Annotated in this window: 12 protein-coding genes and 2 pseudogenes; 9 read left to right on the top strand and 5 right to left on the bottom strand. The window is 43.3% G+C overall.

All coding sequences use genetic code 11. The annotated features are described in order from the left end of the window. The 6 genes and pseudogenes from CRI63_RS23370 to CRI63_RS24610 form a co-directional block, all read left to right on the top strand. Positions 1–696, top strand: coding sequence for an HAD family phosphatase (locus CRI63_RS23370; protein ID WP_276606375.1), 696 nt, complete (start codon positions 1–3; stop codon positions 694–696). Between the two features lie 42 nt (positions 697–738). Next, positions 739–1,887, top strand: a complete 1,149-nt coding sequence (locus tag CRI63_RS23375; protein ID WP_135520955.1) for an MFS transporter — start codon at positions 739–741, stop codon at positions 1,885–1,887. Between the two features lie 452 nt (positions 1,888–2,339). Continuing rightward, the gene (locus tag CRI63_RS23380; RefSeq protein ID WP_135520957.1) at positions 2,340–5,051 is read left to right on the top strand and encodes an autotransporter outer membrane beta-barrel domain-containing protein; all 2,712 of its coding nucleotides are present in this window, start codon (positions 2,340–2,342) and stop codon (positions 5,049–5,051) included. Positions 5,052–5,132: 81 nt separating this feature from the next. Beyond that, a complete protein-coding gene (locus CRI63_RS23385) occupies positions 5,133–5,465 on the top strand; it encodes a glycosyltransferase (RefSeq protein ID WP_135520959.1) in 333 nt (110 codons plus the stop codon). A gap of 43 nt (positions 5,466–5,508) precedes the next feature. Further along, positions 5,509–6,267: a glycosyltransferase family 4 protein gene (locus CRI63_RS23390; protein ID WP_167852332.1), complete on the top strand. Its 759-nt coding sequence runs from the start codon at positions 5,509–5,511 to the stop codon at positions 6,265–6,267. A 128-nt stretch (positions 6,268–6,395) separates the two neighbouring features. Continuing rightward, positions 6,396–6,524, top strand: a pseudogene (locus CRI63_RS24610) (IS256 family transposase); the annotation flags it as partial. A gap of 59 nt (positions 6,525–6,583) precedes the next feature. Here CRI63_RS24610 and CRI63_RS23395 read toward each other — a convergent pair. Beyond that, entirely contained in the window at positions 6,584–6,874 is a 291-nt protein-coding gene (locus CRI63_RS23395) for a type II toxin-antitoxin system YoeB family toxin (protein WP_135520963.1), read from the bottom strand. Between the two features lie 355 nt (positions 6,875–7,229). On the opposite strand from CRI63_RS23395, the gene megL reads away from it, so the two are divergent. Together megL and CRI63_RS23405 are read left to right on the top strand one after the other, a co-directional pair. Then, the gene (gene megL, locus CRI63_RS23400) at positions 7,230–8,432 is read left to right on the top strand and encodes a methionine gamma-lyase (protein WP_135520965.1); all 1,203 of its coding nucleotides are present in this window, start codon (positions 7,230–7,232) and stop codon (positions 8,430–8,432) included. 61 nt (positions 8,433–8,493) lie between these two features. After that, on the top strand, positions 8,494–9,792 hold the full coding sequence (locus tag CRI63_RS23405) for an aromatic amino acid transport family protein (protein WP_135520967.1): 1,299 nt from the start codon (positions 8,494–8,496) through the stop codon (positions 9,790–9,792). Positions 9,793–9,826: 34 nt separating this feature from the next. Here CRI63_RS23405 and CRI63_RS23410 read toward each other — a convergent pair whose 3' ends face one another. The 4 genes from CRI63_RS23410 to fliD all read right to left on the bottom strand — a co-directional run bounded on the left by CRI63_RS23410 (position 9,827) and on the right by fliD (position 13,598). Beyond that, entirely contained in the window at positions 9,827–11,041 is a 1,215-nt protein-coding gene (locus CRI63_RS23410) for a sigma 54-interacting transcriptional regulator (RefSeq protein ID WP_135520968.1), read from the bottom strand. 270 nt (positions 11,042–11,311) lie between these two features. Then, on the bottom strand, positions 11,312–11,647 hold the full coding sequence (locus CRI63_RS23415) for a flagellar protein FliT (protein ID WP_130224556.1): 336 nt from the start codon (positions 11,645–11,647) through the stop codon (positions 11,312–11,314). Continuing rightward, positions 11,640–12,047: a flagellar export chaperone FliS gene (fliS, locus tag CRI63_RS23420; RefSeq protein WP_130224554.1), complete on the bottom strand. Its 408-nt coding sequence runs from the start codon at positions 12,045–12,047 to the stop codon at positions 11,640–11,642. The genes CRI63_RS23415 and fliS overlap by 8 nt, the downstream gene beginning before the upstream one ends. A 51-nt stretch (positions 12,048–12,098) precedes the next feature. Then, the gene (gene fliD / locus CRI63_RS23425; protein WP_135520970.1) at positions 12,099–13,598 is read right to left on the bottom strand and encodes a flagellar filament capping protein FliD; all 1,500 of its coding nucleotides are present in this window, start codon (positions 13,596–13,598) and stop codon (positions 12,099–12,101) included. Between the two features lie 289 nt (positions 13,599–13,887). Between fliD and CRI63_RS23430 the strand changes: the two are divergent. After that, positions 13,888–14,068 (top strand): annotated as a pseudogene (locus tag CRI63_RS23430) (flagellin FliC); the annotation flags it as partial.

Raw genomic sequence — 14,068 nt, forward strand, 5'->3', positions numbered from 1 at the left:
ATAAAAACGGAGAAAAAATTTTCAGCTGTTTTATTTGATATGGACGGAGTGCTGATTGATTCCCGGACTGTTATTGAAAATGGATGGCGTGAAGCGGCTCTGATGTATGAACGTCATCTCACCGACGAAGATATACAGAAACATATTCACGGACATCCTGGCCCCTATACTATCCGGACATTATTTGGCGATCTCCCGGAATCCGACCAGCAAAAAGTTCAGGCACATATTATTCATGTAGAGAATACGACGGACTGTGAACTTATACCAGGCGTTGCCAGCCTCATTGCTTCTTTGGGAGAGGCAGGTATTTCTGTTGGTATTGTAACCAGCGGATGGCGACAAAAAATTAACAGAGTCATAGAGTTACTTCATGCAGAGCCTTACATTTCCGTTATTGTAGAACGTGATGATGTTACCCGTGGCAAACCTCACCCTGATCCCTATCTGCTTGCTACACAACGTCTGGGGATTCCAGCAAGTCAGGCAGTTGTCTTCGAGGATGCTAAAAGCGGCGTTGCATCGGCAGTCGCAGCGGGTTGTTATTGCGTTGGCGTAGGCGATGAAGATCTCATGCCATTAGGCGCAAAAGTCATTATTCCTGATTTTCAAAATGTACAATTAATCAGAAACAGTGAAGATAGCTATATGCTTAAATTATGCACTGGCCACTCTATTTTATTAAATAGTAATTAATCATGATAGTAATAAACGGCTAACACAGCAGGAGTAATGTTCATGGAACGGCTACAAAAATCCCGATGGGCCGTTACTGTACTGTTTTTTGTCAACGGATTTATACAAGGAGGATGGGCTGTGCAGATAGCACAGCTTGCCCCTCGTTTTGGCGCCGATGATATAACCATTGGTCGACTTATTTTGACATTCGGTTTGGGGGCTTTATTCATGATGCCTCTGTCCGGCATGTTAATTTCAAGGTTTGGTTCACAAAAAATTGTTCGATTATTTGCCGTGTTAGCATCTGTTTCGTTAATACCCGTAGGCATAGTGAAAAATATTGCTTCATTAGTATTGTTTTTATTTCTCTTAGGCGCGATGATTGGTTCGATGAATGTAGCCATGAATGCAAATGCCGTTATCGTTGAAAGAAAATTAGCTAAAGCAATACTGTCAATGTGCCACTGTTCATGGAGCATCGGTTTATTTGTATCAGGTTTTATAGGTGGTTATGCAGTTAAAAACTATGGATACCTTGGTCATATTTTTATAATTTCCGGGATCGCTTTTTTTCTGGTTTTGACAGCACTTCATTTTATCACTCATGATCATCCACAAGAGGATCAGAAAAATAAATCATCATCGAGTTTACCCCGCCAGGCTAAAATCTATATTATAGGAATAATGGCTCTTCTTGGAATGATACCAGAGTGTGCGGTTGTCGACTGGTCATCACGTTATCTAATAAAAAACCTTAATGCTAATATAGAAATAGCCAGCCTTGCTTTTGCTTTTTTTGCATGCACCATGTCAATGGTTCGATTCGTTGGTGATGTGATACGTAATCGTTATGGGCCGGTGAAAACTCTTCGTGTATCCAGTATTCTGGCAGCAGCCGGTATGCTAACAGCAGCCCTGTCACCGTCGCCGTGGCAGGCAATTCTGGCTTTTTCTCTGGCTGGCGGTGGTATTGCCAATATTGTTCCTGTCATCTTTTCATCCGCAGGCCATCAGCCCGGAATTGCTGTAGGTACTGGAATAAGTATTGTTACAAGCATCGGTTATTTAGGTACATTAATGGCGCCAGCACCAATAGGCTTTTTTGCACAACAATTCGGTTTTTCAATGATATATACAGCAATGGCTTTTATACTTGTTATGAATGCTGTGCTTGCACCATTATTACGTAATAATAATAACAAATATTAAAAACTTTCGTTGACGATAAAGAGTTAGACCTCTCGAGGCCTTTCTGGCCATTGTTCAGGATACAGATCTTCTTCTTTAACTTTTTGAATAATCAAAAGAGACGAGTGATTTGTCCGCATTAATCATGGAAATTTCCTGGTGTTGTTTATAAAAATCCTTATTTTATATCGCTAACAATTTTATTAATCGCTCATTCCGTTTGTTAAATCATTTTCACTTTAACTAGTTGAAATTTGTATAATAACTATCGTTTTCTGATCCCGAATGTGTATTTATTTGAGTATGAAAATGTTGATTTTTATCACTGAATGATATTTTAACCAAAAGTTCAATATTTCTTATTTACAAAATTAATGGGGCGTATAGACTCTTAACCTAAACCAAATGCGTTGCGTGTGGTATTGCTCTCGTCGGTTTTATTAAATGGATAAATTTCATCAGGATGAGCTATTATGGATAATAGATACAATCGGTGCTATTCAGAAGGGAACATTGAAAAACCTAAAATAGCGCTACAGAATGTACACTATCACGCCGGTCAAAATCCCTTTAACAAAACCCTGGTTGCAGGTGCTATCTTTCTGGCTTTCAATACCGCCTATGCCGCAGATTCTTGTGATTATGTCAGTACCAGACCTGAAACGAGCTGTGTCTATGCTGATAACAAAATAAATATCCATATTCATACTGACATAAATAATCCTACTAGTACCCCAGCCTATCAATACGAAACTGATTATATGACTACGGATAAATCAGTTATCCATTTAGAGGCTGGCACAACCATTCATTCGGACGCTACGGGTATAGAGGCATTAGGTCGTAGCAACACTGAAATTGAAGTGAGCACATCTGGCAATATTTATACCGGAAACACCGCTGATGTTGATGTACAGGATCCTCAGCCCCCCATCTCCGGGCCTTCCGGCGGTATAATCTTTGATATAACCAACGTTCGTGGAACCCAACATGCCAGTGTTTATCTGGCGGGTGCATCCGGCGGTCTATTAGCGTTGGGGGCCGTGACGCAATATTCCGATAGTCAAATTGTTAACCAGAGTGCCAGTAAAGATACCGCCGCAATATATTCTCAGGCGCTGGAATCTCGGGTGACAACCTCAGGCGTTATTCGCTCTCAAGTTGGAGATGCGATTCGTTTACAGGATACCGGCCCTGAATATTCCTATAGTAGCGGCGGCTACATTATTCTCGATCCTCAGAGTGTGTTTGATGTTCACTTACAGGAAGGTAGTGTAGTTGATGGCGGCTCTGAAGGTGCGGGGATTAAAACCATCGGTGGAGCAACTTCCAGTATCACGATTGATGAAGGTGCAACGCTGGGGGCATTGTCTGATGTCGCGATTAGCGCAACGGGCTATGATTATTATGATCTCAACTACACTAATAATCCGTCGGGTATTAATACCTACCAATACACCGGGGCGGCTACCAGCATCACCAATGCCGGAACGATGACTGGTGTTATTCAATTAACCAGCGGTCAGGATAAGATCGTGAATGACACAACGGGCATCTGGAATATTCGTCAGTGGTCAGATTCCGATCGGGATGGTGTTCGGGATACGGTTGCTTCTGTGGCAACCAGTGATTTTGGTGGCGGAACGACAGAGTTGAATAACCTCGGTCAAATTATACTGACCGCGAATGCCGATGGCAGCGCAAACAGCGCGCTGTTGCAGAATTTGCCCACCTTCAAAAACCAGGGCCGTTTAATTCTCGCTAATAACGTCGTAGGCGATCGTTTTACTATCGACGGTGATTATGTGGGTAATAATGGCACTGTTGAGCTGGATACTTACCTGGGGGATGACAGTTCTCCTACAGACAGAGTCATCATTAATGGTTCAACCTCCGGACAAAGTTATCTGCTGATTAATAATTCTGGCGGAACAGGGGCTAAAACCAGTGAAGGGATCAAAGTTATTGAAGTTAACGGTGATTCCGCCGGTGAGTTTATTCAGCAAGGTCGTGTTGTTGGCGGTGCATATGAATACTATTTGCATAAAAATAGCGTGAATAACCAGGATGGTGACTGGTATCTGCGTTCACAGCTTCCGATTGTCATACCTGAAGATCCGGTTATACCGAACCCGGAACCTGATCCAGACCCCGAGCCTACGCCAACTCCAGAACCGAAGCCTGAGCCTGAGCCTGAAAATATCAATCGCCCCGAACCGGGGAGCTATATGTTTAACCATATGGCCGCCAATAGCCTGTTCCTGATGCGCCTTCACGATCGTATGGGGGAAACCCAATATACTGATGCCCTGACCGGTGAGCAAAAGGTGACCAGTTTGTGGCTGCGCCAGGTTGGCGGTCATAACCGTTCTCGTGATAGCAGTGGTCAGTTAAAAAATCAGGGGAATCGTTACGTCTCTCAACTAGGTGGCGATATTGCACAATGGAGTAGCAATGGTTTCGACCGTTGGCATTTGGGCGTAATGGCCGGATTCGCCAGGCAAAACAGCAATACGGAATCAAAATATTCAGGATATAAATCCACAGGTTCTGTGGAGGGGTACAGTGCGGGATTGTATGGCACATGGTATGCCAATGAGCATGATAAAACAGGCAGTTATGTTGATGCCTGGGCTTTATATAACTGGTTTGATAATGAAGTAAAAGGTGACCAGTTGGCGACGGAAAGCTATAAATCCCGGGGTGTTACGGCATCAATTGAAGCTGGCTATACCTTCAAACTGGGGGAACGAATCTCTGACGGTGTGAAATATTATTTGCAACCTAAGGGACAACTGACCTGGATGAACGTTCGCGCCAATGACCACACTGAACATTCAAGTAGTGGTGGTTCACGAGTTTCCTTTGATGGTGATGGCAATATTCAAAGTCGTCTTGGTATTCGTACTTATGCCAACGGTCATAGTGCTATTGATAACGGTAAAGACCGTAAATTCCAACCATTTATCGAAGCCAACTGGATCCACAATACTCATAATTTTGGTGCAACCATGAATGGCTATAAGAATAGTATTGATGGAACCAAAAATATTGGCGAAGTAAAAGTGGGACTTGAGGGCCAGTTATCTCGTCGGCTGGATCTTTGGGGTAACGCCACGCAGCAAATGGGTGACAGTGGCTATAGCGATACTCTGGTTATATTAGGAATTAAATATCGTTTCTAGTGGAGAGCCATTGTTAAATGGAAGCCTGCCGGTTTTTATTGACTGGCAGGCTATCCGTTGCATTTGATAATAGGATTTGGTATGCAACCACGAGTTTTAATTGTTACAACTGAAGCCCCGGACGTGCTGTTTAGCGGTCTTGGTTTTTTTAATGAACACTTTTGGGCGGAATTAAAACGGCGTAATTATCCTTTTAAAGTGTTGTATCTGAATAATCAAAAGACAGCACATTCTCAGTTGGCTGATTATGAAATTACGGTAGAACCGGCCTTACCCCTCGATTCATCGCTGGAGTCGCTCAGTCTTAACGTGGCCTGGAGTACAGCGCAAAAAATTCAGCCGATCCTCAATGAGTTCAAACCTGACATTATTTCGGTACATGAAAACTCGCCGCTATTGCCGTTCTTTTTTTGAGCTAAACCGCGTTCAGTTCACCCTGCATTCCAGCTATATCGGTATGCAACACTATCTGACCCGGACACAAAAAGGAATGCAGCATTACTGGGAGCAGAGGATCGCCGTAAGACAAAGTGGCGCGGTGGTTCTTCATAGCGATTGGGCCCATCGCTCTGTTATTCAGCATGTCTCGGCGGATATCGTCCCTCCTCACCTGTTTCCGATCGGTGTGAATTTCGCAGATTATCCGGCGGATAAAATTCCCCATCCTGAAGGCAAAGTCGTGATTAGCTTTTTTGGTCGCTTTACCGATATTGTGAAAAATTTCCTGATTTTCCGTGATGCCATCAATACACTTCCACCAACCTATCGACAGCGCATAGAAGCCAGGGTTTATGGGCCTGAAAAAATCCCCGATTATATGGAAAAAGAAGGGTTTAAAGGCTTGACCTTTGTGCAAGGGGAAGAGAAAAAACGGGCGCTGGCGGAAACTGATATCGTCGTTTTCCCAAGTATGCAGGAAAGCTACGGTATTGTTGGTCTGGAAGCATTGTTGTCGAACTGCGCATTAATCGCCACGCCAGGATTAGGTATGGATAGTTATATGCAGCCGGAATACGCTTGTGAACCGACTATCGCCGCGATCCAAAAGCGGATTATTACTTACCTTTCGGATGTCGAGAAATTACGTAACGATCAGAAGGCGCAGATATTCCGTAATAGTGTTAATCGACCGGAGTTCACGCTTAGCAAGATGACTGAGTCATATATTGGCGTTTGGCAGGAATTGCATAAGACGTTACAGAAAGAACGACTGTGAGTTATTTTTATTCAATATTCCCACAAACACTGTTGTTCTTGCAGCATAAATACTTGACCCAGACTTGATTGTGGGTCAGAGGCGGTCAATGACAAATTGCCACGGTTACTTATCTTGTACTGTACCAAGTAAAAAAACTCATTTACCTGGTACTCAACAACGATACCCTTAAATTGAGTATGTCGTTCCAGAACTGGCTGTTGGTGATGATCCGTTTTATTATTGAGTTCGGTGACCGCCTGAGCGATCACCTTTAACATGACGGCAGTTATACAGAATTGTTGACAGGCTCTGGCATAACACCTGTTTTTACTTACTAACGAACGTAATGGCCGCCTACGGATAGAACTGTTATATTATTACCTTTCTTAGTAAATACAACCCTGTGCTCTTGAGTCAGCCGAAATGAATAAGTATCAGTAACACCGTGAAGTTTTTCACAATTTGCATCCGAAACAGAATTTGCCGCTGTTTTTGGATCATGTCCATAGTCCCTGACACGACGACGCCATTCATAATATTTTCTCATAGCGGCTTGCGGTACTTCGATATGTTTGTTTTGGCTATATCTGGTTCTTTGTTCAAGATCATCAAACTTGTAATACATAAATTCTCATCTCCTTGAAAGTGGCCCATGGCGAGAAGCGCTGCTCATTACAACATTTAGCCTAATAATCTAACTCTTCGTCGGTTAGAGCAACAATTGTTTTGATTAAGCGATAAGGTATTATATGACGATATTTTAGCATCTGAAGTTTAAAAAGTGCGGCGATTTCAACACATAATAGAATGTTGTAACTATAATTTCCGTTAATAGTGGCAACTTTATTTCCAGACTGGAAATATTCCGAACATAAACGACGGCGTAAAAAAAACTAAATGAATTGAATATACACGCTTATTTATCTGGCATAGCAATTGCTAAGTCATTAGCGAGTCGTTTATAAAATTAAGGAAAGAGTATGTCTAATAACCGCAATTATCGATTCGATACCAAAATTGTTCACGCAGGACAACACCCGGACCCTTCTACAGGATCACTCAGCACGCCAATTTTCCAGACATCAACATTTGTCTTTGATAATGCCGAACAAGGCGCTGCACGTTTTGCACTTGAAGAACCAGGTTATATTTATACTCGCCTGGGTAATCCCACCACAGATGCCCTTGAGCAAAAAATGGCCGTCCTTGAAGACGGTGAAGCCGCGCTGGCGACCGCTTCTGGAATTTCAGCAATTACGACAGCCCTGCTTACTCTGTGTCAGCAAGGCGATCATATTGTCTCTGCCAATGCAATTTATGGTTGCACGCACGCTTTTCTTTCCCACAGCATGCCGAAATTTGGCATTACCACAAGCTTTGTAGACGCAACCAATATTGCTGAACTAAAAGCAGCAATACGGCCAGAAACGAAGGTTGTTTATATCGAAACCCCAGCCAATCCAACACTGACACTGGTCGATATCGAAATGGTCGCGGGTATCGCGCATCAGCACGGCGCGCTGTTAATTGTCGATAACACCTTTATGTCGCCTTACGGTCAACAACCATTACGTCTGGGAGCAGATATTGTTGTACATAGCGTCACTAAATACATTAACGGTCACGGCGATGTCATTGGCGGTGTTATTGTTGGTAAAAAAGACTTTATCGACCAGGCGCGTTACGTTGGACTTAAGGATATTACAGGCGGATGTATGAGTCCGTTTAATGCCTGGCTGACCTTGCGTGGCGTTAAAACTCTCGGCGTCAGGATGGAACGTCACTCCAGCAACGCCATGAAAATTGCGCAGTTCCTTGAAAGCCATCCGGCAATTACCCATGTCTATTATCCTGGATTACTGGCTCACCCTCAGTACGATTTATATAAGCGACAAATGACTTTACCCGGCGGCGTCATCAGTTTCGAAATAGCCGGAGGATTTGAATCTGGCAGACGGATGATAAACGCGGTCAATTTATGTTTGCTGGCGGTAAGCCTTGGGGATACCGAAACGCTGATCCAACATCCGGCATCGATGACCCACTCTCCTGTTCCGCCAGAAGAACGATTAAAAGCAGGAATTACGGATGGAATGATTCGGCTTTCTGTAGGTCTGGAAGATCCTGACGATATTATTGATGACCTTCAGCAGGCAATCGCCACAGCCATCGCCGGAAATTAATTTAAAATATCAATGCCTGCCCTCTGCTTTATTGGCAGAGGGATTAGGATGGAGGCTCATTATGCAAATCAGCACGCAACAAGCGGATAATTATGTAAATATTTCTCACACACTCACCAATAAACTCCCCTTTACACGCTATGACTTTGGTTGGGTCTTATTATGCATTGGCATGGCCATTGGCGCAGGTACTGTTTTAATGCCGGTGCAGATCGGGTTAAAAGGGATATGGGTTTTCATTACAGCATTTATTATTGCTTACCCTGCAACGTATATTGTGCAGGATATGTATCTTAAAACACTTTCTAAAAGTGAAACCTGCAACGATTATACTGATATTATAAGCCACTACCTGGGGAAAAACTGGGGCATTTTTTTAGGGGTTATCTATTTTTTGATGATTGTCCATGGAATATTCATCTACTCTCTTTCCGTCATTTTTGACAGCGCTTCGTACATCAAGCACTTTGGTTTAACCGATAGCGACTTGTCACAATCCATTGTCTATAAAATCATTGTCTTTTCTGTTTTGGTTACCATTGCCTCTCGTGGTGAAAAAATATTATTTAAAATTTCCGGGCCAATGGTAATCATCAAAGTGGGGATTATTGTTATACTCGGTTTTATCATGATCCCACACTGGAATTTTAATAATATCAGTGTATTTCCCCCAATGAGTGATTTTTTTCGCGACGTTCTGCTGACCATCCCGTTTTGTTTTTTTTCAGCCGTCTTTATTCAGGTGTTGAATCCGATGAATATCGCCTATCGAAAAAGAGAAAAAGACAGGGTGATGGCCACCAGAATGGCCATCCGCACGCATCGAATCAGTTACATTGCACTGATAACCATCATATTATTCTTTTCATTCTCATTCACTTTTTCCATCAGCCATGAAGAAGCGGTTTCCGCATTTGAGCAGAATATTTCTGCCCTGGCGCTGGCAACGCAGGTGATACCTGGAGAAGTTATTCATCTTGCTTCGACAATATTAAATATATTTGCAGTCCTGACCGCTTTTTTCGGTATTTATCTTGGTTTTCATGAAGCATTAAAAGGCATTGTGCTCAATATTCTAAGTCGGGTAATTAATGTCGAGAAAGTCAGCCCGCAAATGCTCACAGCAGGAATTGGTGTTTTTATTGTTGCGACACTGGTTGTCTGGGTTTCATTTCGTGTATCCGTCCTGGTGTTTTTCCAGCTTGGTAGTCCATTGTACGGTATCGTCTCTTGTTTGATCCCTGTGTTCTTAATTTACAGTGTCAAGGCGCTAGAAAACCTGCGCGGAATCAGAACCTGGCTTATTTTTATCTACGGTATTCTACTCTGCCTCTCACCGCTGCTGAAACTCATTGAGTAGTATTTTGGACGCCCTCATTTTTTAGATGGGGGCGTTAATAAACCACATCTTGTTGGTAGCTGCGTATTTTATTCAAAACGGTAGTGTGCGAAACGCCCAGTACTTTAGCAATGCTGCGTGTAGAATTATTATCATCTAACATCTTTTCGATAATTTTACGTTCAGTTAAACGAACTTGCTCTTTTAAAGGCCCCATATTCTCACTGTGGCTTTGCTGATTCTCCAGGTATATAGAATTCATCCATTTCAGCTCTTCCATTGTCACTATTCCACTGTCCGACATATGCATCAAACGGATGATAATATTCTCCAGTTCTCTGATGTTACCCGGCCATGTGTAATGCTGCAAAAATTCCAGACTATATTTATCAAAAACCAATGCTCGCCTGAACTCGCAGACATGCTTTTGCAGAAAATGATCAATTAATAACGTAATATCTTGCGGATGCTGGCGAAGCGGCGGGATCGTCAACGAAAGGATATTTATTCGATAATAGAGGTCGGCACGTAACTGACGATTCAACATCATCTCTTCCAGGTTTGCATTAGTGGCGACGATAACCCGAGTATCGAAAGAGACAATCTGAGAACTGCCTATACGCCGGATACCGCTATCCTGCAAAACGCGCAGTAGTTTTGCCTGCATACTTAGTGGCATTTCGCCAAATTCATCAAGAAACAGCGTGCCTTTATCCGCCATTTCAAACAATCCTTTCTTCCCTTTACCATCGGCCCCGGTGAACGCGCCTTTCTCGTAACCAAAGAACTCGCTTTCCATCAGCTCTTCAGGAATAGTCGAACAGTTTACCGGAATAAAAGCGTGTAAACGTCGTGACCCACAATTATGAATAGCGCGCGCCAGCAACTCTTTCCCTGTTCCCGTTTCACCACGAATCAATACGGTAAAACGACTTTCGGAAAACTTTATCGCTTTTTCTATAAGCGATTGCATTTGCTGGCTCTCGCCAATCATATCAGTAAAATATTCACTTTGTTTTGCTGATACCGGAGATGTAATTTCGCTGTCGGTGTTAAAATGCTCAACATTAATAATGTCGTGGTGATTATTTAATCGGTTCACCAGACTATTTATATCACCCGTATGACGACACATTGATTTAATCAGAATACGTCCGGCGGTCACCTTCATTGAAATAATATTAATATTATATAATGAAAATTCTTTTAAAACGTCTTCTATCATTGAAATTCGGTCAATGGTTTTGATATTCCAGCATATCGTAAACACATAAACTCCATTGCATTTATTGAAAACATCGAGGCATTTTACTGCAAGGAGAATGATGTTCTGCCAAAGGCATCACAGAGTTGAGGAAAATCTCAATGAAGAACGACGTTTAAGGAGAGGGTTGCGTAAAATCCAGAGACTGAAAAAAAAGAATATAGTGTAACCTGTTGAGAATCAAAAATATTGTTAATGCCCATGACTCCGATGGACATTAACTAATGTTAACACTGTTCATTTGCCGCCCTGGAAATGCAGTATAATCAATGGGAATTAACGTCTTGCCGCATCAAAAGCCGTATACATTTGACTCACTTTTGAACCCTGATGCAAGGACGACATGTTTTGCTTGAGCGTTTCGAGTCTGATATTAACTTTACGGATCAACTCTTCAGTACCGTTCATAAGTTCGCGTACCAGGCTTCTGATACGTTCGCGTTCGATTTCAGACAGCGTTACCCCACTGGTGCCAGTCATTAAGTCTTCCGCTTTCGCCAGAAAGATATCCAGAAGCGCTAAAAAGGCATCCCATTTTTCTTCACGCACCATCGTTAACATCGACTGGTTCATGTCGAACAAATTATCATAATGTGAAATCAAATTAGTCACGTCTCCCCCGGGTTTGCTGTGGGTCAATTTCTTCCCAGGTTTCTGCAAGCCGCATTAATAGTTGATCGACATGCTTCAGCAATTCAGGATCGTTCGTCCGGTTAGCCTGAAACAATGTACGTGACATATACTCATAAAGTTGTTCGAGTTCGTCTGCAATATGCAGACCTTTTTCATGATCGAGCGAGGTCCTTAAGCCATTATCAATAATATTAATCGCTTTAGAGATCATCTCCCCGCGACGCGCAATATTACCCTGCGCAAAATAGATAATCGCTTTCTGGATTGCGCTATGAATACCATCAAACAGCATAGAAATAAGCTGATGTGGGGTTGCTCCTGCCAGTTTGCTCTGTAGCGAAACTTGTTTGTAGGCTTCTGCGCCCTGTGAAGTGTACATATGTGACTCCTGCGGGGCTGACGGAATATCGCTCCGTCAGCCTTTACTCTATTAAAGCGTTGATAAAAGAGAGGTTAATTGCGAGTTCATGCTGTTCATTTTTGACATCGCGGTATCCAGATTCTGGAACTGAATGCGATAACGCTCAACCTGAGCATCGATCAGTTTCTGGGTCTTATCAATTTGCTGCTGAACCACTTTGTTTTGTGAATCAAGGCCGTCAGTGGTGGTCTTGATAAGCCCGGTTTTATCATCGCTACCAGTACCAACATAGCTACTGATGATATTACCCAGCGTGGTCGCCATGCCTTCATTACTGCCATGCCCCACAAACATATTGGCGATCTGGTCTGGATCATCAGCGATAGCCTTATCCAGCTTGTCTTCATCCAGCGTCATCTGTCCGGTTGCGGCATCAATTTTGATACCCAGATCGGCTAATGCACCATAGTCTGCGCCAGAATCACCATAAACGCCGTTTACCGTAGAACGAATTTGACTGACCATTCCACGCAGCGTGGAATCGCCCATCAATGCCCCGCTCTTGGTGCTGGGCGTTGCGACAGCATCATCACTCAGGCCGGAGGTATCATTCTTGACATATTTACTGGCGGCAGTTGTTGCTGACAGCAGCGCATTGTATTGCTTAACAAAATCCTTAAGGTTGGTTTTAATGGCGGAGGTATCAGCCGTTAATGTCAACTGCTCGGATTGTAATTTGGTTGGATCATTTTTATCGGCTTCAGAAACGGCATTCAGTTTCAGGGTCACACCGTCAATGATGTCAGTAATGTTGTTATTGGAACGGGTAAAGTCAGTACCATCAACAGACAGTTTGGCGTCTTTAGCATCCGACACCGAAATCATCTTGTCAGCAGCTCCTGGATCGCCCGCAACCGGTACACCTTGATCATCCAGATGCTGACCGCCCGCTGAGGTGTCCATGATGTCAGCAAGATTCTGGTCGCCGTCGACCTTAACGCTCATTTCGCCATCGCTGCCGGTGGTTTTAGAGCTAAGTACCAGTTGGTACCCATTGTCTGTACGCTGAACGCTGGCACTGACATCACCATTTTGCTTGTTGATAGCCTTGGCAATGCTGTTTAACGACGTTTCATCGTCTTTAAGTTCAACTTCAGTGGTTTTTCCGTCTTTTTGCGTGATGGTGATCTTTCTTGTTCCACCACTAGTCGTCGTCCCCAGAGCAGTGTCATCACTGGTTTGGGTTGCCGTTTTCAGTTTATGAGCAGATGCCAGTTGTTCCACAGTAATTTCATGAGTATCCGCCAGCGCCCCCGTGCTTGCCGTCGCGGTAAAAGCTTTGTTGGTACTCACTTTCAGGGTATTAAACGCATCACCGCCTAATGACTTCACCGATTTTTGCAGCGTAGACAATAGGCTGGAGATAGATCCCCAGGCTGAAATCTTCGCTTTATAGCTGTTCTGAAGACTGGTATAGGGCGTCAGGCGCTGCTGTTCGCTGGCTTTCAGTTGCTCCAGCATTGATGCGGTATCGATCCCTGAACCGATTCCCAGTGATGATATACCCATGTTGTTTCTCCTGAGGGGTTGTGATTTTTAAGAATCTCTACCTTATATCGGCATAAAAACAGACTGGATAAATATTTAACTTTTTTTCAACAAAGTAATAAATGAAATGATTAACCTTCTTTAATTTGTCCTCTTACATTTCCACCATCTTTTTACTTTTTTTATCTCATTCGCTTTAGCCACTTTATTTCCACGCCGATAACTGTGGTATGCGGGAGTTACAACGCATATTCAGTTTAAATTCTATTCCGGGCGGATCGCACCGCCAGGTTTTAATTGAGGATATATCATGTCACAGGTCATTAATACCAACGCACTGAGCCTGGTTGCACAAAACAACCTGAACAAATCTCAGTCCACTCTCGGCACTGCGATCCAACGCCTGTCTTCTGGTCTGCGTATTAACAGCGCAAAAGACGATGCTGCTGGCCAGGCTATCAGCAACCGTTTCACCGCCAGCATCTCTGGTC

Source organism: Escherichia sp. E2661, from assembly GCF_004745185.1.
Taxonomy (GTDB): Bacteria; Pseudomonadota; Gammaproteobacteria; order Enterobacterales; family Enterobacteriaceae; genus Escherichia.